The organism is Nonomuraea sp. NPDC048826, from assembly GCF_043198225.1.
Classification (GTDB): Bacteria; Actinomycetota; Actinomycetes; order Streptosporangiales; family Streptosporangiaceae; genus Nonomuraea.
On the sequence record NZ_JBICUQ010000004.1, the window covers coordinates 1 to 22723 of the forward strand.

Annotated in this window: 22 protein-coding genes and 1 pseudogene; 16 read left to right on the forward strand and 7 right to left on the reverse strand. The window is 69.6% G+C overall.

What is annotated here, in order from left to right; genetic code table 11:
* The 3 genes from ACGFI7_RS14535 to ACGFI7_RS14545 all read right to left on the reverse strand — a co-directional run.
* Positions 1–878, reverse strand: an 878-nt coding sequence (locus tag ACGFI7_RS14535) for a Sua5/YciO/YrdC/YwlC family protein (protein ID WP_393403938.1), incomplete at its 3' end; no start/stop codon positions are given.
* Positions 879–932: 54 nt separating this feature from the next.
* Positions 933–2300: a wax ester/triacylglycerol synthase domain-containing protein gene (locus tag ACGFI7_RS14540; protein ID WP_393403940.1), complete on the reverse strand. Its 1368-nt coding sequence runs from the start codon at positions 2298–2300 to the stop codon at positions 933–935.
* Positions 2297–2500: a DUF1918 domain-containing protein gene (locus tag ACGFI7_RS14545; RefSeq protein ID WP_393403943.1), complete on the reverse strand. Its 204-nt coding sequence runs from the start codon at positions 2498–2500 to the stop codon at positions 2297–2299. Before ACGFI7_RS14545 ends, ACGFI7_RS14540 begins: the two co-directional genes overlap by 4 nt.
* Positions 2501–2754: 254 nt before the next feature.
* Here ACGFI7_RS14545 and ACGFI7_RS14550 point away from each other — a divergent pair, with 254 nt between their 5' ends.
* The 5 genes from ACGFI7_RS14550 (at position 2755) to ACGFI7_RS14570 (ending at position 6155) form a co-directional block, all read left to right on the forward strand.
* Positions 2755–3135, forward strand: a complete 381-nt coding sequence (locus ACGFI7_RS14550; protein ID WP_393403945.1) for a hypothetical protein — start codon at positions 2755–2757, stop codon at positions 3133–3135.
* A gap of 58 nt (positions 3136–3193) precedes the next feature.
* On the forward strand, positions 3194–3574 hold the full coding sequence (locus ACGFI7_RS14555) for a hypothetical protein (protein WP_393403947.1): 381 nt from the start codon (positions 3194–3196) through the stop codon (positions 3572–3574).
* 229 nt (positions 3575–3803) lie between these two features.
* The gene (locus ACGFI7_RS14560; protein ID WP_393403950.1) at positions 3804–4703 is read left to right on the forward strand and encodes a GerMN domain-containing protein; all 900 of its coding nucleotides are present in this window, start codon (positions 3804–3806) and stop codon (positions 4701–4703) included.
* A 381-nt stretch (positions 4704–5084) separates the two neighbouring features.
* Complete coding sequence (locus tag ACGFI7_RS14565) at positions 5085–5417, forward strand: PadR family transcriptional regulator (protein ID WP_393403952.1); 333 nt, start codon at positions 5085–5087, stop codon at positions 5415–5417.
* Between the two features lie 39 nt (positions 5418–5456).
* A complete protein-coding gene (locus tag ACGFI7_RS14570) occupies positions 5457–6155 on the forward strand; it encodes a hypothetical protein (protein ID WP_393403955.1) in 699 nt (232 codons plus the stop codon).
* A gap of 108 nt (positions 6156–6263) precedes the next feature.
* On the opposite strand, the gene ACGFI7_RS14575 is transcribed toward ACGFI7_RS14570, so the two are convergent.
* Positions 6264–7103, reverse strand: a complete 840-nt coding sequence (locus ACGFI7_RS14575) for a universal stress protein (protein WP_393405657.1) — start codon at positions 7101–7103, stop codon at positions 6264–6266.
* Between the two features lie 400 nt (positions 7104–7503).
* Between ACGFI7_RS14575 and ACGFI7_RS14580 the strand changes: the two genes are divergently transcribed.
* The 5 genes from ACGFI7_RS14580 (at position 7504) to ACGFI7_RS14600 (ending at position 14582) form a co-directional block, all read left to right on the forward strand.
* Positions 7504–8553, forward strand: coding sequence for an NAD(P)-dependent alcohol dehydrogenase (locus ACGFI7_RS14580; RefSeq protein WP_393403958.1), 1050 nt, complete (start codon positions 7504–7506; stop codon positions 8551–8553).
* 69 nt (positions 8554–8622) lie between these two features.
* Entirely contained in the window at positions 8623–10452 is a 1830-nt protein-coding gene (locus ACGFI7_RS14585) for a glycoside hydrolase family 15 protein (protein WP_393403961.1), read from the forward strand.
* Positions 10449–11822, forward strand: a complete 1374-nt coding sequence (locus ACGFI7_RS14590; protein ID WP_393403964.1) for a glucose-6-phosphate dehydrogenase — start codon at positions 10449–10451, stop codon at positions 11820–11822. The genes ACGFI7_RS14585 and ACGFI7_RS14590 overlap by 4 nt, the downstream gene beginning before the upstream one ends.
* Entirely contained in the window at positions 11819–13588 is a 1770-nt protein-coding gene (locus tag ACGFI7_RS14595) for an IlvD/Edd family dehydratase (protein WP_393403966.1), read from the forward strand. The genes ACGFI7_RS14590 and ACGFI7_RS14595 overlap by 4 nt, the downstream gene beginning before the upstream one ends.
* A complete protein-coding gene (locus tag ACGFI7_RS14600; RefSeq protein ID WP_393403968.1) occupies positions 13575–14582 on the forward strand; it encodes a C-terminal binding protein in 1008 nt (335 codons plus the stop codon). Before ACGFI7_RS14595 ends, ACGFI7_RS14600 begins: the two co-directional genes overlap by 14 nt.
* Here the strand turns inward: ACGFI7_RS14600 and ACGFI7_RS14605 are convergent.
* Positions 14465–14833 carry a transposase family protein gene (locus ACGFI7_RS14605; protein WP_393403970.1) on the reverse strand — a complete coding sequence of 123 codons (369 nt, stop codon included), beginning with the start codon at positions 14831–14833 and terminating at the stop codon, positions 14465–14467. The genes ACGFI7_RS14600 and ACGFI7_RS14605 overlap by 118 nt on opposite strands.
* On the opposite strand from ACGFI7_RS14605, the gene ACGFI7_RS14610 reads away from it, so the two are divergent.
* The 5 genes from ACGFI7_RS14610 to ACGFI7_RS14630 all read left to right on the forward strand — a co-directional run bounded on the left by ACGFI7_RS14610 (position 14832) and on the right by ACGFI7_RS14630 (position 19422).
* Complete coding sequence (locus ACGFI7_RS14610) at positions 14832–15119, forward strand: putative quinol monooxygenase (RefSeq protein ID WP_393403972.1); 288 nt, start codon at positions 14832–14834, stop codon at positions 15117–15119. The genes ACGFI7_RS14605 and ACGFI7_RS14610 overlap by 2 nt on opposite strands.
* 185 nt (positions 15120–15304) lie before the next feature.
* Positions 15305–15490, forward strand: a complete 186-nt coding sequence (locus ACGFI7_RS14615; RefSeq protein WP_393403975.1) for a hypothetical protein — start codon at positions 15305–15307, stop codon at positions 15488–15490.
* Positions 15491–15624: 134 nt separating this feature from the next.
* Positions 15625–16521, forward strand: a complete 897-nt coding sequence (locus tag ACGFI7_RS14620; protein WP_393403977.1) for an ATP-binding cassette domain-containing protein — start codon at positions 15625–15627, stop codon at positions 16519–16521.
* On the forward strand, positions 16518–18110 hold the full coding sequence (locus ACGFI7_RS14625; RefSeq protein ID WP_393403980.1) for an ABC transporter permease: 1593 nt from the start codon (positions 16518–16520) through the stop codon (positions 18108–18110). The genes ACGFI7_RS14620 and ACGFI7_RS14625 overlap by 4 nt, the downstream gene beginning before the upstream one ends.
* 43 nt (positions 18111–18153) lie before the next feature.
* Entirely contained in the window at positions 18154–19422 is a 1269-nt protein-coding gene (locus ACGFI7_RS14630) for a cation:proton antiporter (protein ID WP_393403983.1), read from the forward strand.
* Between the two features lie 241 nt (positions 19423–19663).
* Here ACGFI7_RS14630 and ACGFI7_RS14635 read toward each other — a convergent pair.
* Positions 19664–19936: pseudogene (locus ACGFI7_RS14635) on the reverse strand (SAM-dependent methyltransferase); the annotation flags it as partial.
* Between the two features lie 59 nt (positions 19937–19995).
* On the opposite strand from ACGFI7_RS14635, the gene ACGFI7_RS14640 reads away from it, so the two are divergent.
* On the forward strand, positions 19996–20184 hold the full coding sequence (locus ACGFI7_RS14640; protein WP_393403985.1) for a hypothetical protein: 189 nt from the start codon (positions 19996–19998) through the stop codon (positions 20182–20184).
* A 384-nt stretch (positions 20185–20568) separates the two neighbouring features.
* Here ACGFI7_RS14640 and ACGFI7_RS14645 read toward each other — a convergent pair whose 3' ends face one another.
* Positions 20569–22353, reverse strand: coding sequence for a cellulose binding domain-containing protein (locus ACGFI7_RS14645; RefSeq protein ID WP_393403987.1), 1785 nt, complete (start codon positions 22351–22353; stop codon positions 20569–20571).
* Positions 22354–22723 lie beyond the last annotated feature (370 nt).

The following is a 22723-nucleotide window of genomic DNA, read 5'->3' on the forward strand; positions in this document are numbered from 1 at the left end:
CCGGTGACCTCGTCGGTCGGCATGGGGCTGCCGGCGTGGTTGGCGCTGGTCACCACGAGGGGGCGGCGCAGCGCGTCGAGGAGGAGGTGATGCAGAGGCGTGTACGGCCGGAGGACCCCGATGTCCGGCATGCCGAGGCAGACGTCGGGCGACAGCACGCCGTGCCGTCGCGGAGCCAGCACGATGGGCGCGGACGGGCCGGTGAGCAGGGCGCGATCGGCGTCGGAGAGATCCGCCAGCGCGTCGGCCATGATCGTGTCGCGCACCATGACCGCCAGCGGCTTGCCGTCGCCCGCCTTGATCTCGCGCAGCCTGGAGACCGACGCGTCGTTGATCGCGTCACAGACCAGGTGGAAGCCGCCCAGCCCTTTGACGGCCACGACACCGCCGTCCGCGATGGCCGCCGCGGCCGCCCGGAGCGCGGCGTCCCCGGTCACGGCCCGCCAGCGCAGCCGGGGGCCGCAGGACCGGCAGGCGATCGGCTCGGCGTGGAAACGCCGGTTGGCCGGGTCGTGGTACTCGGCGGCGCAGGCCGGGCACATGGCGAAGCCGCGCATCGACGTGCGTTCCCGGTCGTAGGGCAGGCTCTCGATGATGGTGGCCCGGGGTCCGCACGCCGCGCAGATGATGAACGGGTAGCGGTGACGCCGGTTGGCCGGGTCGAACAGCTCCCGCAGGCAGTCGCCGCAGGTGGCCAGGTCGGGCGGGATCTCCACGTCGCGGGGGTGCGCGGCGCCGGGCTGCCGGGTTCGCAGACCGGCGACCGAAGCCTTCAGCGCGTGCGGGCGGCCGGTCAGGGTGGTCGCGAGCCGCTTCACGGCGGCCACGAGATCGGCGGATGACGCGTCCTTCGACCCGGTTACGACGACCCGCCCCATGACGACCACCTCGCTTCCACGTCCCCCCACGCTCCCGTACGGCGGCCGGCGCGGTCAGCGGCGAACGTCCCCGATGTGCGGGCCGTAGGTCCCGGAGGGGCGGCCCGCGGGTGAGCCGCCGGCCGTGATGCCTGCGAGTTCCTCCCGCAGGAGGGCGGCGAGCGCGTCCAGGTCGGGCACGTTGTCGGGATCGGCGATGAGCGTGATGACGATCGTGCCGTCGTACGAGAGGATCTCGAAGCTCACGGTCACGTTGCCGCTCTCGGCGACCGCCACGGGGATGATCTCCCGGATGGCGGCGTCCGCGAAGGTCAATGTCCGGTCCGGGCCGCGTACGTTGCTGACCAGGGTGTGGATGCGTAGCTGGCGGCGCAGATACCGGCGGTACAGCCCGAGTGCGGCCAGCAGCCGGAACAACGGGCCGAACAGGTTGGCGGCGGACGCTTGCCCGGCCGCCTTCTTGCGTTCGGCGAGCAAGGAGGCGATCCGCCTCATCCGCTGCCCGGCGTCGCCGACGACGGGCAGGGCGGCGATCAGCACGCCGAACCGGTTGCCGAGTTCGCCGGAGGTGGTCGTGCTCCTCGCCGACACGGGCACGGAGACCGACAGGGCCTCGACGTGCTCGCCTCGTCGTCGCAGCAGCTCGCGCAGCGCTCCGGTGACGGCCGTCAGGAGGGCGTCGTTGACGGTGCAGCCCTCGCGATGAGCGGCGTCCCGTACGGCCACCAGGTCGGCCCGGACGACGGCGAACGTCCGGCGCGGCCCGGTCGGCCGCAGCAGCGAGCACCGCGCGACGGGAGCCGGGCGCAGTCCGCCCGAGGCGGTGAGAGCCGTCCTCGCGTCCTGCCAGTACGCCCGGACGCGGCCGAGCGCGCGCAGCCGCTCGGCGAAGGCGTCGGCGGCCAGGCGCGGCAGGGACGGCGGAGGCTGGGGGAAGCCGCCCGGCTCCGGCCGTCGACCGGGGTCGGCCAGGGCCGCGAGCAGCGCGAGACCGCCGATCCCGTCGGCCAGCACATGGTCCAGCACGACGATCAGCGCCACCGCGCCGTCGCTCAATCCGGTGACGAAGACCGCCGCCCACCGCGACGGCGGCGACGGGCCGACCAGCACGGCCGCGGCCACGTCGAGCAGCGCGCGCTCGTCGCCCGGCGCGGGGCAGGCCATCTCCCGTACATGCAGGCGGACGTCGAAGCCCGGGTCGTCCACCCACACCGGGCGTCCGCACCCGAACGGCACGCGCACCAGCCGCCGTCGCAGTCTCGGCACGGAGCGGATCCACGCGGCCAGGAGTCGTGACGCCCGCGCCACCTCGAAGCCCGGCCGCGGCTCCAGCAGCAGGATGGCGCCGGCCCGCTGCGCCAGGGAGCCGCGCGTCCCCATGGCGAGCATGGCGACGTCCGAGGGGCCGGCCCGGTCGATCACCGTCGCTCGCACTGGCTGCGTGGCACGATGCGCGCGTCCGGCCCGGGGAAGACGAGACTCTGCCGCCCGTCGTCAAGCCAGCGAACGAGATAGGGCGGCGTGCCGTCGGTGTGTTCGACCTGCACGACGAGGCCTTCCCTCCGGTTCCCGGGGCCGTACGTGCCCTCCACGATCAGCCGATCGCCCACGGTCGCTCTCATGATGAGCTCCTCGCCTCGTCTCCGCTGCGCGGGATGGCTCTCATCCCGCCTCCAGACTCCGGCCACCGGCTCGGGGACGGCAGTGCCGGAGGTCTTCCAAGAGGCGGGACGTTCGTCACCCCATCCCCTGAATTCAGCTCAAATAAATGATCTTCATTGATTTTCACCAGAGCAGTTGACGTCCCACAAAGCGCAGTTATGTTCACTTCACTGCTATCAACTCATATAAATCCAAGAAGGAGCACCGAAGCGGTATGCGCAAAGTCAGCAAGGGGATGCGGGCCTTGGTCTCAGCCGGCGTCATGACAGCCACCATCAGCGCCGTGCTCGCCACGGCTCCTCCGGCGTTCGCATCCGTCTCCGGGTGCCAGATCAGCGGCAGTGACATCGCCTGCCAGACCGCCACCCTCTACGCGAACCCAGGTCACTGGATCAGGTTCTCGGTGTACGTGCCGCGCAGGGGAACCGTGACCTGCCGGGTGCACGACGCGGTCAACGGAAGCACGGTCGGCCAGGCCAGCCGCAGCTGGACCAACGCGTCCGGCACGGGCAAGACGATCAACGGTCTCTACGGACGCTACTTCCTCGTCTGCGTCAACAGCAGCCACTCCGGCGGCGGGGAGATCGCGAACTAGCCAGAACGCCCATGACCATCCCAACGCCGCGCGAGCGGCCGTTCTCTGGAGTATCAGCATGCGCAAGTCAGCCCGAGGAATGGTGATCGCGAGCGCGGCAGTGCTCGCCACCAGCACCGCACTGATGCTGGCGCCGCCGGCGTCGGCCTCTTCGACGCACTGCTCGATCACCTCTCCGTCCACCAGTTGCCAGACCGGGACGCTGGGCGCCTCCAGCGGGCACTGGATCAAGCTCAGGGTCAACGTGCCGTTGTACGGCACCGTGACGTGCCGGGTGCACGACGCCGCCAACGGCGTCACCGTGGGAACCGCCAGCCGCAAGTCTTCACTGCCGAGCTGGGCCTACACGGAAATCACGATCAACGGTCTGTACGGCAGCTACTTCGCCGTCTGCATCAACAGCAGCAAAACAGGACGGGGGACCATCAGGAATTCCTGACACCGACACCGGAGACGAGCGTCCCCCGCCCCTCGCCGGGATCGCCTCCTCAAGATCTCCCGGCCACTCCGGCCGTCCCGTGGTCCATGGTGGCGTCCACCGGAACCTCCTCGCCGGCGTCCGGGATTCGTCATCCGCGCCGAAGAGTCCGCGAGAAGGGGACGTTCGCCCGTGTCACACGGCGATGAACGGGCGCACAGTGGGATCAGGAGCACTCACGGGGAAAGAGATGATCATCATGCTCCCGATCCGCCCCCTCGTCGCCACCGCGATGGTGGCCACCACCACCGGCCTGCTCGCCGTACCGGCGCAGGCCACCGTTCAGCACGTCGGCCCGCCGGTCCTGACCGGCATCCGGGCCGCCCACCACCGGGGACTCGATCGGCTGGTCTTCGAGTTCCGCGGCCGCGTGCCGGCCCAGCGCGACGTCCGTTACGTGTCCCGCCTGCTGGCCGACGGGTCCGGTCGAACCGTGGACGTGGCGGGCGGCGCCCTGCTGCGCGTGCGCTTCGACCGGACCGACGGCCATGACCAGCGGGGCCGCGTCACCTACGGGCCGACGCGCAGGACCTACGCGCTGCCAGGGGTCATCCAGGTCGTCAACGCCGGCGACTTCGAGGCGACGCTGACCTTCGGCGTCGGGCTGGCCAGGCGCGCGCCCTACCGGGTCTACACACTCAGCCGCCCCAGCCGGGTGGTCGTCGACATCGCCACCCCGTACCGAACCGTGCCGGTGCGCGCCTGCTTCCTCGACACCACCGCCTACACGACCGGCCGCACCCCGTACATCAGGGCCGTGCGTCGGCCCGTGATCCCGCCGGCCACCGCCCACGGCGCGCTGCAGCGCCTGTTCGCCGGTCCCACCCAGGCCGAGAAGGCCCGGGGCCTGCGCTTCGTCTCCTCCAAGGCCACCGGCTTCAGCAAGCTCACCATCAAGAAGGGCATCGCCAGGGTCTACCTGACGGGCCGGCTCACCAGCGCGGGATCGACCTTCACCGTCGCCGACCAGATCATCCCGACCCTCAAGCAGTTCCCCACCGTCAGCTGGGTCAAGATCTACGACGCCCGCGGGCACACCCAGCAGCCCCACGGCCCGTCCGACTCCGTCCCGGCCGGCCTGGAGCCGTGACGACGTCATCTCACAGGGACACCGATCGGTTCACCGGAGCCGCACCCGGCCGAAGCCACCGGGTGCGGCTCTTCGTCGCGCAGGAGCATTTCTGCGGACATTTTCCATGAAGGGTATATACATATCTGTACGTGTCATCGCCCGCCACTTTCGAGCCGAATCGGAACACAACCAGACAAAGGTCTGCCCCAGAAGTCGTTCCCCTCGATCGACTCGGCGACCATGTCATCCCGCACAAGGGCTTTGTGCTGCGATTCCCGGTCCTCGGCGGCGATCAAGCCGTATACCTGAAGGGCGACTGGGACGACACCGCCGAACATTCGAGCCATCACTGCTATCGTTCTCGATATAGGGTCTACAGACCCTCGGAAGGATTATGCTGTGACCACCCCAAAGCCACCGATTCGTCTCACGTTGGCTACCTGTCGTGTCCTGGACCTGTTGCTGGAAGCGGACTCCGAAGACCCCCACTGGGGTTACCGTATCTGCGATCAGGCCGAACTCGGGCCAGGCACAGTTTATCCGATCTTGGAACGACTCGAGGAAGTCGGGTGGATCACCGGAGAATGGGAGCAGATGACGCCCGCGAACAGACCACGCCGCCGCGTATACACAATCTCCGACACCGGATGTCGGGAATACAGCAAAGCTCTGGCCCGCAAAAAGAATCGCGGGATCTTTCCCGCTCGACTTCGCACGGCGGGAGACACCTAGTGAGGTTCAGTGACGAGGCAAGAATCCTACTCCCGCAGGATGCGCCGCCAATGGATAGTGGCTGTTATCTCCATCATCGCAGGCCTGATCCTCATGGGCGCAGGCGTCTTGAGCCTCGTGCTCACCGATGCCGACCCCTTCGCGTTCATCATCGCCCTGCTGCTGGGCCCCAGCGGGCTGGCCATCAGCCTGACCGGCTTCCTCGCCGCTAATCACGCCCGGCACATCTCGTGGCACGAGCGCCACTGGGAGATCGCGGCGCCTGCCCGCGACCGGCGTACCCCTGGAAAGAAGGTCAAGAAAAAGAGAAAGAAGACCAACCCCCGGCACGCGCAGAACGACTGGATCATCACTGACCTCATCCACATCGCGGCCGTCATCAGCGGCCCGTCCCGGAATTTCCGCTCCCGGGAGTGGAAAACCGACCTGCACGGCAACCCCGAGAACATCCGTTACGCTCTCGGCCTGATACAAGCGGCACTCGCGTTCCGCATCAAAGACCTGGGCAGGCTCCACTGGCGGGCCGCCTGCTGGGTCCTGGCCAGCGACCGTCGCACCTGGATTCCCATCCTGGGCGTCCTGTTCTGGTGCGGCCTGGTATCGAGCCGGTCCATCGGACTCGAACCCACGATCGTCGGAGTGATCGGAGCAGGAGGAGCAGCCAACGGCCTCGTAGAAATGCTACGAAAGCGCTGGGGCGTGACAGTCGGCCCCAAAGAAGACCCTGTGCGCAAGTAGGACGACCACTTACATACCACTCGACACCCCCGGTGAAGGACAAGCGCGCGGTGCGGCAGCCGCGCGCTTCATTAATGTCCCCTTCTTCTCGGTCGGGTCGCCGTCCCCTCAGGCCTCTCTCGGTCGAGGCCGGACCACGGCGACCGAGCAGACCGCGTGCTGCAGCACCGTACGGCTCACCGAGCCGAGCACCGCGGAGGCGAACCCACCCAGACCGCGCGAGCCCACGACCACCAGATCGGCCGTTTCAGCGGCCTTGACCAGCGTCTCCGCCGGATGACTGATGACTTGCTCGCCCTCGATCGCGATGTCCGGGTTCTTCTCGCGCCACGCCGACAGACGTTCGGTCGCCCTGCGAAGGTCCTGCTCGCAGAAGCTCGCGCGCACCGCTCTGTATCCCGCCGGGTGCGACACCGTCACCGGCATCTGCCAGGTGTACGTGACGTGCAGGGGCACGCCGCGGGCACGGGCCTGCTCCGCGGCGTAAGCCACGGCGAGCTGAGCGCATGGGGAGCCGTCGTCGCCGACGACCACCCGGCCGTGCGGTGCGCGGGAGGACCCGCGCACGATCACCACCGGACAGCTTGCATGGCCGGCGGCGCCCATGCTCACCGACCCGATCATGAGCCTCGCGAAGCCGCCGAGCCCCCGGCTACCCAGCACCATGCTGTCCGCGACGGCCGACTCGCCGACCAAGGCATCGATCACCTTGCCGGTCAGCAGCTCGGTGGTGACCTGAACGCCGTCCGTCAGAGCACGCACCCGATCATGGGCCGCCTCCAGCGTCTCGGCACAGGCGTCCGTTACCTCACGGCCGAAACCCGCCTGCTCGCACACATGCACGAGCCGCAGGCCCAGCCCTCTCCGCTGCGCATCGGCGACCGCCCATTCCAACGCCTCCATCGACGATGCGGAGCCATCCACACCGACCACTACAGATTTGACCATCACGCAACCTCCCCCGCGTCTTCCATCCATACCCGGAGGATCATCCGTAGATCAGGCGAAACGTTCCAGGCATGGGCCAAGAGCGCGCCATGCTTGGTAGATCCCGGTCTTGGTCCGCTCAGCGTCCGTCCGGTCCCTGATGGCGCGGCCGCCTCGGCGTCGGCCATATATCTGGAAAAGATAAGTCAATTCCCGGTCATCGGCGTGCGAGAGGCCGGCGTTAGGCGATGAATCCAGGAGGGTAGGCACGTCATCAGCCGGTGCCGTTTCCAGCAAATCACGGCATTGTTGTGACTCGCGGCGTTCACGCGAAGCCCGCCGTACGAGGCGGCCGCCGTTCCCCGTTCACGGGAGCGGAAGCGTCGGTGAACACACGCGGAAGAACGAACCGGGGGATGACGTGAAAGCGTTTGTGATGAGGGAGATCGGGCGTGTCGGTTTCATGGAGAAACCGGTCCCGGAACCGGGCCCGCTCGATGCCGTCGTGCAGACGACAGCGGCCCTGATCTGCACGTCCGACTCTCATACCGTCGCGGGCGGCATCGGTCCCCGGGAGAATCTGACCCTCGGGCACGAGGCGGTCGGCGTGGTGCGCGACGTGGGAAGCGAGGTGAAGGAATTCCGGCCCGGTGATCGCGTATTGGTGGGCGCGATCACTCCTGATTGGGGCGACCTCGCCTCGCAGAGCGGGCATCCTTCCCAGTCGGGCGGGCCACTGGGCGGATTCAAGTTCGCCAACTCCAAGGACGGGGTATTCGCCGAATATTTCCATGTGAACGACGCCGACGCCAATCTGGCGAAAATCCCCGACGCGGTTCCCGATGACCTGGCGGTCTACTGTGCCGACATGCTCTCGACCGGATTCATGGGAGCGGAGAACGGGGACATCCCGATCGGCGGTACCGTGGCCGTGCTCGCCCAGGGCCCGGTAGGGCTCATGGCCACCGCGGGGGCCAGACTCCGCGGCGCCGGCCTGGTCATCGGTGTCGAATCAGTCCCCAGCCGGCAGCATCTCGCACGCATGTATGGCGCCGACGAAATCGTGGACTTCACCGCCGTGGACGTCGTCGAACGGGTCCACGCGCTGACCCAGGGGCAGGGCGTGGACACCGCCATCGAGGCCCTCGGCGCGGACGCGACCTTCCAGACAGCCATCAAGATCACTAAGCCGGGAGGAACGATCTCCAACACCGGCTATTACGGGAAAGGCGAATTCGTGCACATTCCCCGCGTCGAATGGGGCGTGGGAATGGCCGACAAGACGATCACCACCGGCCTGTGCCCAGGAGGGCGACTGCGCATGGAACGGTTGCTGCGCATGCTCGTGACGGCACGGCTCGACCCCACCCACATGACGACCCATACCTTCCGCTTCGACGAGATGGAGCGAGCCTTCGAGGTCGCGGACAAGAAGCTCGAAGATGTCGTGAAGGTATTGATCACCTTCTAGAGCGACGGCGCGGAGTTCACCTCAAAGGAGCAGCGCCTCGGCCGGCGCTCTTGCAGAAAGAGTTCAGCGATGCTCGATACCGATCCGCCCTCTCGCCCCGTCCGCCGTCAGGAGGGCTATCTGCCGTTGGAGGACCTGGGCCTCATCGGAGACGGCGAGACAGCGGCGCTGGTCGGCCTGGACGGTTCGATTCCATGGCTGTGCCTGCCCCGCTTCGACAGCGAGCCGCTGGTGTGCGGTCTGCTGGACCACGAGCGGGGCGGGCACTTCACGCTCACGGTGGAAGACCTGCAGGAGGCGCGCCACTTCTACGAGCCCGACACCGCCGTGCTCGTGACCGAACTGCGCGGCCCGACCGGCTTGGTCAGGATCACCGACGCGCTGGCCCTGCGCGCCGGGGCAGACCTCAGCGATGACGCGGGGGCGGGCAGGTCCGAACTCGTCCGTTCCGCCGTCGTTCTGCACGGCACCGTGCGCCTGCGGGCGGAGCTGGAGCCGCGCGGCGGCGGACAGGCCCGGGCCCTCGGCAGCGGCCTGGAAGTACGGGCTCTGCGGCGGCCGGATCTGCGTCTGCATCTGCGCTCCAACCGAGTCCTGACCGGTCTGCGCACCGTACATGATCTGGAACAGGGCGATCGGCTCGATCTGGTGCTGTCCTGGGGGCGGATCCACCGCCACCATCGGTTCGCCCCCGAGGCGATGCTGGAGGAGACCGCCGACGCGTGGCGCCGCTGGATGACGAAGTGCGGCTACGACGGTCCGGAGGCGGCACTGGTCAGGCGTGCCGTGATCACCTTGAAACTGTGCGACGACTGGGTGAACGGGTCGCTGGTCGCCGCCCCCACCTCATCGTTGCCCGCGCCGATCGGCGGTGTCCGCAACTGGGACTACCGCTACACCTGGATCCGGGACGCGGCTTACGCCGTGTTCGCGCTGCGTCGCGTCGGTTTCGGCGAGGAGGCCGACGCCTTCCTCGGCTGGGTCCTGGACGCCTTCGAGCAAAGCCGTAGCCCCTGCATCATGTACACCCTCGGTGGCGACCCCGTACCCGAGGAGATTCAGGACTCCGGGTTGGAGGGCTACCGGGGCTCGGCTCCGGTCCGATGGGGCAACGGCGCGGCCGATCAGCGCCAGCACGACGTGTACGGCGAGGTGCTGGACTGCGCCGACCAGTGGCTGCGGGCCGGCCGTGACCTCCAGCCCGCGTTGTGGTCCCGTCTGGCGGAGCTGGCCGACACCGCCGTGAGCGCGTGGCGGCAACCGGACCAGGGCATCTGGGAAGTACGCAGTGAAGGCAGGGTCTTCACCTACTCTGCGGGAATGTGCCAGGTCGCCCTGGATCGGGCTGCGGCGATCAGCGAACGGCTCGGCATACCAGGACAGACTGCGAGGTGGCGGGAAGAAGCCGAGAAGCTGCGCCGGATGATCCTCGACCGGTCCTGGAACGAGAAGGCGCGGTGTCTGAGCGAGGATCTCGACGGCGGTGGCAGTCTCGACGCCAGCCTGCTCGCGCTCCCGCTGCGCAAGGTCATCCCGGCCGACCACCCTCGGATGGCCGCCACCACCGCCGCCATCAGCGAACGCCTGTCCGCCGGTGACGGCCTGCTCTACCGGTACCTGCACGATCGCTCCCCCGACGGCCTGCCCGGCGACGAAGGAGCCTTCCTGCTGTGCAGCTTCTGGCTGGTCGACAACCTGGTCCTGCAAGGCGAGATCGGACGAGCCGAGGACCTGTACACGTCACTGTGCGCCCGCGCCAGCCCGCTCGGACTGCTGCCGGAGCAGATCGATCCGTCGACGGGCGCGTTCATGGGCAACTTCCCCCAGGCGTTCAGCCACATCGGGATCATCGTCAGCGGCGTCAACCTCGCACGAGCGAAAGCGGATACCAGAACATGATCAACCGGCTCGTCGTCCTCGGCGCCACAGGCGACCTCAACGGCCGCTACCTCCTGCCGGCCCTGGCCGCCCTGCGCGCGGCCGGACATCTCGGCGACAGGTTCGAACTCACCTGCGCCGACCGGGGGGACAGGACCGACGAGGAGTTCCGCCGCTGGGTGTCCGACCGGCTCGACCAGCACGCCGCGACGGAGCCCGCCGACGTCAGGAAAGCGATCGCCGCATCCGCCCGGTACCGGCGGGTGGACGCCACCGACGCCGCCGACATCGGCTCGCTCGTCGCCGGTGACGGGCCCGTCGCCGTCTACCTCGCCCTCCCGCCGGTGATCTTCCCCGCCGTGGTCGCCGCACTCGGCGCCGCGAACCTGCCGCCCGGCAGCCGGATCGTGCTGGAGAAGCCGTTCGGCGAGGACCTCGACAGCGCGGTGGAGCTGAACCGGCTCCTGACGGGGGTCGTGCCCGAGCAGGCGGTGTTCCGCGTCGACCACTTCCTGGCCATGACGACCGTCCAGAACGTGCTCGGCAGCCGGCTGGCGAACCGCGTCCTGGAGCCCATCTGGAACAGCGCCCACATCTCCGACGTGGAGATCGTCTGGGACGAGACCCTGGCCCTGGAAGGCCGGGCCGGCTACTACGACGGGGTCGGGGCGCTCAAGGACATGCTGCAGAACCACCTGCTCCAGGTGCTGTGCCTGGTAGCCATGGAACCACCGCTCAGCCTCGGCGAGCGCGACCTGCGGGACCGGAAGGTCGACGTGCTGCGCTCGGTACGCCCGCTCACCGACGACGACGTCGTACGCCGCACCCGCCGTGCCCGCTACCTGGCCGGCCGGATCGGCGATCGCGACGTTCCCGCGTACGCCGAGGAGGACGGCGTGGACCCGCGCCGCCGCACCGAGACCTTCGCCGAAGTAGAGCTGGAGCTCGAAAGCTGGCGCTGGTTCGGCACGACCTTCCGGCTCCGCACCGGCAAGGCGCTCGGCCATGACCGCAAAGAGGTCGCGGTACGTTTCCGGCCCGTACCGCACCTGCCCTTCGGCTTCGAGGAGGAAGCCGCGACCAACGTCCTGCGCTTCGGGCTGGAGCCGGAGAGCATGACCTTGGCGCTGACCGGCATCGGCACCGGCACGCGCACCCTCGCCCCGATGACCCTCACCGCGCAGCCGGCGCCCCCCGAACTGCCTGCCTACGGCCGGCTGCTGCTGGACGTGCTGCACGGGAACGCCGCCCTGTCCATCCGCGGCGACGAGGCCGAAGAGTCCTGGCGGGTCCTCGCACCGGTCATGTCGGCCTGGTCCAGGAACCTGGTGCCGCTGGACGAATACCCCGCCGGATCCGACGGACCCGCCTCCGTGAGGAGCAGCCGATGATGCCACCGACGGAGCGGGCCGGCGGGCTGCGCAGCCAGGCCTGGTGGGACAACGCGGAAAATCCGGCGATGACGGCTCTCTATCTCGAACGCTTTCTCAATTTCGGACTGACCCCGGCCGAACTCCAGTCCGGCCGGCCGATCATCGGCATCGCCCAGACCGGGAGCGACCTCGTACCCTGCAACCGCCATCACCTCGCCCTGGCCGACCGGATCAGGGACGGGATCCGCGACGGTGGTGGCATACCGCTCGAGTTTCCCGTCCATCCGCTCCAGGAGACCGGTAAACGCCCGACTGCCGCGCTGGATCGCAACCTCGCCTACCTAGGGCTGGTCGAGGTGCTCTACGGATATCCCCTCGACGGAGTCGTGCTGACGACGGGCTGTGACAAGACCACGCCCGCGTGCCTGGCCGCGGCGGCGACGGTGAACATCCCGGCGATCGTCCTGTCCGGAGGGCCGATGCTCAACGGCTATCACCAGGGCGAGCGGATGGGCGCGTCGGGCTCGGGCCTGGTGATCTGGCAGTCGAAGCGCCTGCTGGCCGCCGGGGAGATCGACTACACCGAGTTCCTGGCACGCGTGGCCGCTTCCGCGCCCAGCATCGGCCACTGCAACACGATGGGCACCGCCCTGTCGATGAACAGCCTGGCCGAGGCGCTGGGCATGTCCCTGCCCTGCTGCGCGGCGATCCCGGCCCCCTACCGCCGGCGAGCGCAGATGGCCTACGACACAGGCTGCCGAGCGGTGGACCTCGTCCGTGAGGACCTCACCCCGCGCAAGATCATGACCTTGCGGGCCTTCGAGAACGCGATCGTGGTCGCCTCGGCCATCGCCGCCTCCACCAACGTGCCCATCCACATCAATGCCATCGCGCGCCACGTCGGGGTCCCCCTGTCCATCCAGGACTGGCAACGCGTCGGAGCCGACATCCCGATCCTGGCGAACGTCGCGCCCGCGGGCGAGTTCCTCGGCGAGGACTTCTACCGCGCCGGCGGAGTGCCCGCCGTCATGCGGTCGTTGCTGACCGCCGGGCGCCTGCACGGAGACGCCGTGACCGTCTCCGGCCGTACCGTGGCCGAGAACCTGGCCGACGCCCCGCCCGCCGACCCCACGGTGATCCGCCCGTTCGACGACCCTCTCGCCGAGCGCGGCGGGCTTCTTGTCATGACGGGCAACCTGTTCGACTCCGCGGTCATGAAGACATCGGTCCTCGCCGGCGACCTCCGCGCGGTGTCGGAGTATCGCGCCGTCGTCTTCGACGGACCCGAGGACTACCACGCCCGCATCGACGATCCCGACCTGGGCCTGGACGAGGGCTGCATCCTCGTCATCCGCTACACCGGGCCGATCGGCTATCCGGGATCGGCCGAGGTCGTGAACATGGAGGTCCCCGCCGCGCTGATCCCGAGAGGCATCACCACGCTGCCCACGCTCGGCGACGGCCGCCAGAGCGGCACCTCGGACGCCCCGTCCATCCTGAACGCCAGCCCCGAGGCCGCGGCCGGCGGCAATCTCGCGATCCTGCGCACCGGCGACCGCATTCGCGTCGACCTGGACAACGCGCGCGTCGACGTCCTGCTGCCCGATGAGGAGATCGCCGCGCGGTGGGCCCGCTACACACCGCCGGCGTTCGACAACCAGACGCCCTGGCAGGAGATCTACCGCGCCACGGTCGGGCAACTGGACAGCGGAGGCTGCCTGGAGCTCGCCCTGCACTACCAGGATCTCGTCCACACGAAGGGGATTCCCCGTGACTCGCACTGACGCCAGAGGCACGATCATGATCGCCGACTCCGACTTCGGCGACGTGGACATCGAACGTGCGATCATCGAGGGCGCCGGATTCGAGCTCCTCGCCGCCCAGTGCAAGAGCGAGGACGAGGTGATCGAGAAGGGCCGGGACGTCGACGGCGTGCTGACCCAGTACGCCAGGGTCGGGTCCCGCGCCATCGACGCGTTCACCCGCTGCCGGGTGATCGCCCGCTACGGCACGGGCGTCGACATCGTCGACGTCGACGCCGCGACCCGGCGGGGCATCCAGGTCACGAACGCGCCGAACGACTGGTGCGCCGACGAGGTCGCCGACCACGCCGTCGCGCTCTGGCTCGCCGCCGCCCGCAAGATCTGCACGTACGACCAGGCGACCCGGCAGGGCGACTGGCGGTGGCAGAGCGGGGAGCCGATCTTGCGGCTGCGGGGACGAGTGTTCGGGCTGCTGTCCTTCGGCGTCATCGCCCAGCTCATCGCCGAACGCGCCAGAGCGTTCGGCGTCGAGGTCTGGGCGCACGACCCGTTCCTCGACGAGTCCGAGATCCGATCGCGCAAGGTGCTGCCGGTGTCCTTCGACCGCCTCGTGGAAGGGGCGGACTACCTCGCGATCCAGGCGCCGCTCACCCCCCAGACCCACCACACCTTCGACCGTACGACGCTCCGCAGGATGAAGCCGACCGCCGTCCTCATCAACACCGCTCGTGGCCCGATCGTCCAGGACGAGGCGCTCCACCAGGCACTCACCGAGGGATGGATCGCCGGCGCGGCGCTGGACGACCTGGAGGAGGAGCCCGCGAAGCAGCGCGACTGGCACCCCCGCAACCCGTTGTTCACCCTGCCCAACGTGATCATCACCCCTCATGCCGCCTACTACTCCGAGCAGGCCGTCGCCACAGTGCGGCGCATCGCCGCAGAGGAGGCCGTACGGGTCCTGACCGGGCAAGCTGCCCGTAGCCCGGTCAACGACGTGACGGCCGCCCTTCCCTGAGGACCAGCTCGGTGAACGTCGGCCGCGGGCAGGACGCCCTGGACGCAGCACCAGCGCCGTTCACGCGAGCGCAGCGCACACCGCCGAGCCGCCATCGGTAGGTCCCGCGGGCGGGTGGTCACCCATTCCTTCTTCCTGATCGCGGGCACCCCGCACCCAGGGCTGCAGCGGGCGCGTACCGATGAGTTTCTGCTCGGTCGACAGTCATAGCCGGCAACGGTCGGTCCGGACTCGGCAGAGGAGCAGCACATGGTGATCGTCGCGGGGCATATCGTCGTCGACCCGCAGCAGCGCGAGCGCTATCTCGCGGACTGCGTGGGCGTCATCGAGCCGGCCCGCCGCGCACCCGGCTGCCTTGACTTCGCCATCAGTGCGGACCCGGTGGATGTCCGCCGTATCAACATCTTCGAGCGCTGGGAGTCGCAGGCGGCCGTCGAGGCGTTCCGCGCCGGCGGCCCCAGCGACACCCAGCGCGCTGCGATTCTCGCCGCCTCGGTGGCCGAGTACGACGTCGCGGACATGCGCTCGCTGACCTGAACCTGGTGCGGGCGCCAAGCTAGCGCTGTGACCGGGGGTAGGGATCTCAGGCTGCCGGTGTGAGGGGTCGGCGACCTCCCCAGCGGCTGCTCGGCGTTCGGGCGGAGCGGCGCCCTGGACTTCTGGGCCAGGCGCACGGGGACGGACGATCCTGCCCAGATCTGCTCCGCCGGGCCGGGGCGGCCGTGGGGTGGGCCGCCCTGATCCTGGCCATCGCCCTGGAAGTCGGCGTGGTGAGCGACGCGTTCTTCATGATCTCCCCGTTCGCCCCCGTCCACTACTCCACGCTGGCCGACCCGGGTCCGGGCTCACGCTGGTGGCGTCCGGCCTGGCCGCCGTGGGCCTGTACGGGCTGCGCCGCCGCGACCTGACCCTGTAAACCCTGACGCAGGACCAGAGCCGAACCCGCCCCTGGTGGCGCCCATCCCGCGCTGCTACGGTCTTGGCGGAGCGCCGGGAAGCCTGGTCGGCATCGTCACATCCGTCGAATTCAGCGGAGGTGCCCATGCCGGGCGATCCAGCGGTGCTCATCAGCGGTTTGACCAAGCGTTTCGGCCGCGTCCACGCCCTGGACGGGCTGGATCTGGAGGTCCGCGCCGGGGAGACGCACGGCTTCCTAGGCCCCAACGGCGCGGGCAAGACCACCACCCTGCGCGTCCTGCTGGGGCTGCTGCGCGCCGACTCCGGTCACGCCGAGCTGCTCGGCGGCCATCCCTGGCACGACGCGGTCGAGCTGCACCGCAGGCTCGCGTACGTGCCTGGCGACGTCGTGCTGTGGCCGAACCTCACCGGCGGAGAGACGATCGACCTGCTCGGCCGGCTGCGCGGCGGGCTCGACCGGCGACGCGGGGCGGAGCTGATCGATCGGTTCGCCCTCGACCCGTCAAAGAAGGCCCGCGCCTACTCCAAGGGCAACCGGCAGAAGGTCGCCCTCATCGCCGCCCTCGCCGCCGACGTGGAGTTACTGCTGCTGGACGAGCCCACCGCCGGGCTCGACCCGCTCATGGAGGCCGTCTTCCGCGCGTGCGTCGCCGAGCAGCGGCGCGAGGGCCGCACCGTACTGCTGTCCAGCCACATCCTGGCCGAGGTCGAGGCCCTGTGCGACCGCGTCACCATCATCCGCGACGGCCGGGCGGTCGAGAGCGGCACGCTCGACGAACTGCGCCACCTCCAGCGCACCACGGTCGAGGCTCGGCTCGCGCGTCCCCACGTTGGGCTGGACGCCCTCCCGGGCGTGCACGACCTGGAGGTGAACGGCACGCGGGTCCGTTTCGAGGTGGACCCCGACCGGCTGGACCCGGTCCTCCGGGCGCTCGCCGAAGCCGGGGTACGCGGCCTGACCTGCCACCCGCCCACGCTGGAGGAGCTGTTCCTGCGCCACTACCAGGACGGCCCGCGATGAGCGCCGGCACCGGCACGCTGGTGCGGCTGGCGCTGCGCCGCGACCGGCTGCTGCTACCGGTCTGGATCGTGCTGGTCGCGGGCGTGGTCGTCGCCACCGCCTCGGCGATCGCCGAGCTGTACCCGTCGCTGCCCGGACGGCGCGAGCTCGGCGTCATGATCAGCGCGAACCCGGCGCTGCGGGCGCTCACCGGGCCGGTCCTCGACCCCGAGTCGGTGGGCGGCCTGACCGCCTGGCGGGTGACGACGATCGCCTCCGTCCTGACCGCCTTGATGAGCGTCTTCCTCGTCACCCGGCACACCCGGGCCGAGGAGGAGTCCGGAAGGGCCGAACTTCTCGGCGCGGGCCCGACTGGCCGCCACGCCCCGGCCACGGCCGCGCTGCTGGTCGCCGCCCTGGCCAACACCGGCATCGGCGCGCTCGTCGCGCTCGGCCTGGCCGGGCAGGGGCTCGCGGTGCCCGGCTCGCTCGCGCTCGGCGCCGCGATCGCCCTGACCGGGTGGCTGTTCGCCACGCTCACGCTCGCGATCGCCCAGCTCACCGAGTACGCGCGCGCCGCCAACGCCGGCGCCGGCGCCCTGCTCGGCCTGTCCTTCCTCGTCCGCGCGGCCGGGGACGCCACCGACGCCGAGGCGCTGTCTTGGGCCTCGCCGCTCGGCTGGGCGCCGCGGGTGCGCCCGTTCGCGGGCGAGCGGTGGTGGGTGCTCGCCCTGATGGCCGCCGTCTCCGTGATCGCCGTGCTCGCGACGGTGCTGCTGGTACGCAACCGCGACCTCGGCTCCGGCATGCTTGCGCGCCGGGCGGGTCGCGCGACGGCGGCGCCGTACCTGCGTGGCCCGCTCGGCCTGGCCTGGCGTCAGCAACGCGGCGCTCTGCTGGGCTGGACAGCCGGCTTCGTCGTCGCCGGGGCGTTGTTCGGCACCCTGGCCGAGAGCGTCGCCGACATGGTGGCCGCCAACCGGCAGATCGCCGATCTGATCGCCCGGATGGGAGGCGGGGACGCCCAGGTGGACGCCTTCATCGCCACCGCGATGGGCATGCTCGCCCTGGTGGCCGGCGGCTACGCGGTGCAGGCCGCCTCGCGCCCGCACGGTGAAGAGGCCGCCACACGCGCCGAACCGGTGCTGGCCGCGGCGGTGCCGCGCCGGCGCTGGCTGGCCGGACACCTGGTGTGGGCGCTGACCGGCAGCGCCCTGCTGATGGCCGTGGCCGGGCTGGCCGCCGGGCTCGCGCACGGATGGCGCGCCGGGGAACCGCTCGCCCAGGCCGCCCGGGTCCTGGCCGCCGCCCTCGTCCAGGTCCCGGCCGTGTGGGTGCTCGTGGGCCTGGCGGCGTTCCTGTTCGGGGTGCTGCCCCGGCTGGTGGCGCTGGCCTGGGCGGCGCTGGTGGCCTTCGTGCTGCTCGGTCAGCTGGGCCAGTTGCTGCGGATCGATCAGCGCGTACGGGATCTGTCGCCGTTCGCCCACCTGCCGCAGGTGCCCGGCGACGACATCACCCCGGCGCCCTTCCTGTGGCTGCTCGGCGTCACGGCCGCGCTCCTGCTGGCGGGAACCGTCGCCTTTCAGCGCCGGGACCTGCGTACCGAGTGAAGAATGAGACGATTGCCCCGATGTATCCCTACGGAGATGACCTATGGCGCTGCTGACGGCATTCGCGTGTCTGCTGCTGCTGGCGGTGCTGCTGTCCAGCCTCGCCCACCGCACGATTCTGTCCACGGCCGCGCTGTTCCTGGTGGCCGGGTTCGTGCTCGGCGACGGCGTGCTCGGCGTCGTGTCGATCACGGCCGAGGACGAGCTGGTGGGCACGCTGGCGGAGCTTGCGCTGTTCGCGGTGCTGTTCACCGATGGCATGCGGGTCGGCTGGCAAGATCTGCGCTCGGCGTGGCGGCTGCCGGGGCGCGCGCTCGGCTGGGGGCTGCCGCTCACCCTCGCGGTCACCGCACTGGGCGCCCACTACCTGCTCGGCCTGGGCTGGATCGAATCACTGCTGATCGGCGCCATCCTGGCGCCCACCGACCCGGTGTTCGCCGCGGCCCTGGTGGGCAACGAGAAGGTGCCGCCCCGGCTGCGGCACCTGCTGAACGTGGAGTCGGGCGTCAACGACGGGCTCGCGCTGCCGTTCGTCATGGTGTTCCTGGCCATCGCGGCCGGCTCGGGCGACCTGCACCTCGGCGATCTGGCGCTGGAGCTGGGGCTCGGGGTGCTGATCGGCGTCGCGGTGCCGTGGCTGGCGATCAAACTGGAGCGCACCCGGTTCTTCGCCGCCTCCACCCAGTACGAGTCGCTCAACGCCTTCGCCATCGGCCTGCTCGTACTGGCCCTGGGCAAGGTCACGCACGGCAACCTGTTCCTGGCCGCGTTCTCCGCCGGCATCACGGTGGCCACCTTCGGGCCGCGCCAGCGCGAGTCGTTCGAGCACTTCGGCGAGCTCATCGCGGAGCTGTTCAAACTGGCGGCGCTGCTGGTGTTCGGCGCGCTGATCACGCCTGCCCTGCTGGGCTCGGTCGGCTGGACGGGATGGCTGTTCGCGATCTTGGCGCTGGTGCTGGCCCGGCCGCTGGCGATCTGGATCTCCTTCCTGGGCGCCGGATTGTCGGTGCGAGAGCAGGCCGCGGTCGCCTGGTTCGGGCCGAAGGGGTTCGCCTCGGTGGTGTATGGGCTGATCGTGCTCGCCTCCGGCATCGCCGCCTCCCAGCAGATCTTCCAGCTGGTGGCGGTGACGATCGTGGCCTCGATCCTGCTGCACTCCTCCACGGACGTGCCGGTGGCCCGTTGGTTCGACGACGAGCGCGACGTACCCGCCTGGTATGGCCGAGCCCGCCGGCTCCGCGACCGCGTCCGACCGCCGTCCGACACCTCCACGCCGCCGATCGCCCCAGAAGCTGATCACCATAGTCGCTGACGGCTCCCGCTGGCGACGCCGGACAGCAGGTGCCGAGCATGCAGACCGCTTCGTACCGTCGCAAACGCGCGGATGGACACGTACGCAACCCCCGATGTTCAGTAGGCAGAGGAGGCCGACCACGGGCCCCGGCATCACCTACGTGGCCATCTACCGGCGGTGTAGGTGCGACAAGGCATCGGCCATGATCAACAGCTCCGTGGCCTTCAGTGTTTGCGGGCCACACCGCCCAAACCCGCACCCGCCCCGGGGTGAAGTCATCGGCGAGGCCGTCCGGTTGCCGGCGCTGCACGTCCACCAGGCCCGGCGGCAGCAGGTCCCGGTCCGGCTGGTCGAAGAAGAGAGCGATCTCCTCCGCCGTCCGGTACGTGATCGGGTTGCTGAGGTTGTCGGCGTTGGCCGCCAACAAGATCTTGTACAGCTCAGGATCCACATCGGTCCTGCTGACGTGGGAGAGCAGGTAACTGCCCGCCGGCGCCGCCTCCATCAGCCGATACACCGCCCCGTACGGATCGTCGGTGTCGGCTGACCGAGGAGGCGTCGCTGCGGCTGGGCGAGCCGGAGGTCACCCCCATGCTGGTGCACGCCCGCTCGTCGAACTTCGACCTCACCCTTCAGGTGGAGCGGCTACTGGACGGGGCGTTGTCGGCGGAGCCGGAGTACGCGACGGCGGTGTTCGACGAATCTACCGCGCGGACGATCCCGCGCCGGTACGTGCGGCTGCTGCGTGAGGTGTGCACCCGCGACAGGGCCTTGTTCTGATTCCCTTTCTCCGGCTCCGGAGCGCCCCGTCCCGCGATTGCCCGCGGAAAGGTGGCGAATAGCGGCATCGTGATGCTGAGGAGGAGAGCCTCCTCGAGCAAAGGTGCGCAGTCATGGCGATCACCAGCACGGCACCCGGTCCCGCTGTCGACGCGCGCCGGCCCACCGGTCCGGCCACGCGGATCTTATCCAGGGCAGTGATCAATCGCCCGTACCCTCCCAGAGGGCCGTCCGCTTTCACCGCGGGTGGCCTTCTCGCATGCGGGCACAGAGACCGCGCCCTCACCAGCGCGCCAGTGCTGTCAGCAGCGGTGAGGAAGAACGGGTGCGGCCCAGCCCCACCGAGATGTTCGCCGAGGGCTGGGCCGATATCCGGTCGTGAGGTCACGCGCTAGTGCAGGTGTGTCCGGATGGCAGGGCCGTGTCGCCGTTGGGGCGGCTGGCCTGGAAGCCGAAGGTGGTGGTGGCTCCGGGGGCCAGCGTGCCGTTGTAGTTCACATTCTTGGCCGTGACGGTCTGCCCGCTGGTGGTGATGGTGGCGTTCCACGAGCCGGTCAGTGTGTGCCCGGCCGGGAGCGTGAAGGTGACCGTCCAATTGGTGATCGTCGAGGTGCTGGTATTGGTGATGGTCAGCGGCTGGATCACATAGCCGGTGCTCCACTGGGTCTGCACGGTCGGCGTCGCCGAGCAGGTTTCGGTGGTGGTGCCGCTGGTGGTGACCTGGACGGTGTCGGACACCGGCGAGAGGTTGCCGGCGGCGTCCCGCGCGCGGACCTGGTAGCGGTAGGTGGTGTTCGGGGTCAGGCCCGTGTCGCTGTACGAGGTCGTGGCCGAGGTGCCGACCTGGGTGAAGGTGCCGCCGGTAGCCCCGGGTGCGCGCAGGATGTCGTAGCCGGCGACCCCCACGTTGTCAGTGGAAGCGGCCCAGGACAGGTTGGTGCCGCTGGCGGTGGTGCCGGAGGCCGCCAGTCCGCCCGGGGCGGTGGGTGGCGTGGTGTCGTCACCGGTCGAGGTCGTGGTGAACGTGACGGACGCGGAGTTGGCCGACAGGTTGCCCGCGCCGTCGCGTGCTCGTACGTAGACCTGGTATTCGGTGTCGGCGCTCAGCCCGGTCAGGGTGATCGAGTTGGTGGTGGACTGGCCGAGCTGCGGGTCGGTGGCGCCCTGCTCCCGGTAGACGGTGTAACCCGCCAGGCCGGAGCCGCCCTGGTCGGTGGATGCCGTCCAGGTCAGGGTTGCGCTGGTGGCGGTCACGCCGGAGGCGGCGGGAGTGCCCGGAGTGGTCGGCGGGGTGGTGTCGTCCGTGCTCTGGAACTGGTTGAAGAAGTTCCACACCACTTGCTTGGTCCAGGTCCGTGCGCCGTCCTCGGCGGTGGTCCCGTCCACTGGGCCAGGGGTGTGCCCCCCGTCGAACGCCGCCCACACGACCGGGTATCCAGATCGGCATCCCGAGTAGGCGGTGACGACGTGCGACAGGCTGCCCTGTGCCGGCTCGGGCGGATTCTGGGCGGTGCACCCGTTGTTCCTGACGAACGTGTCGCGCAGCGACCGGCCCTGCGAGATGTTGAGCACGTTGTCCCTGAGACCGTGGAGCCCGATGTAGGCGATGGGCTGGGTGCCGCCGCTGCATCCGCTGAGCTGTGCGCCGGCGTAGACCGCGACCGCGCGGAACACCGTCGCCCGGGCGCAGGCCAGGGCGTAGCTCATGCCGCCGCCGTAGCTGAAGCCTCCGGCGAACCGCTGCGTGGTGTCGACGCACAGGTCTGCTTCGATCAGGCTGATCATGTTGTCGACGAAGGTCAGGTCTTGCCCGCCGGAATTGGCCCAGCCGTTGTTCAGGCCCTGGGGGGCGACGAAGATCGCGGTGTTGTTCGCCAGTTGCCTGAGCCCGTAGTAAGACCAGGTGAATCCGCTGCTCCCGCCTGAGTCGACGTCGTTGGCGGTGCCGCCCAGCCAATGGAACCCGAAGATCAACCGGTAGGGGTTGGTGTTGTCGTAGTTGTCGGGAATTCTCAGGATGAAGGAGCGAGTCTGGCCGCCGCTCTGGATCGTATGGGTGCCGCTTCTGAGCGTTGGAGTCTTGCCGCATCCTGGCGTCGTGGCGGCGGCGGCGCTCGCCGCGCGGGACGTGGTCTCGCTGCTGCCCAGCGCCGTACCACCGGTGGCCATTGCGAGAAGCGCCGCCGCGATGACAGCGGCGAGGACGGATTTACGCCGTATCATCACTCACCTGCCTGTGGCACCACTGGGAGGTACGGTGCCAGGGCGTCAGTTAGCGTTAACATGAGCGAATCAGTCCTCTCATCTGTGCGGAGCCGGCGTGATGGGAGGACACGGCGGAGGAACCGTGTCATCGTTCACATTGCTTTGCCGCGCCCCGTTCCTGCCGATGGGTGGTGGTGCGACGGAGCAAATACGAGGCATGCGGGTACCGTCAAGGCGCGGCTCGCTCCCCTGAAGGGACGGGGCGGCGCCCCCATGCCGTTTTACTGGCACGTGTCGCGTCGTTCAGTCTGAAAACAGATTGAAAATTTCAGGG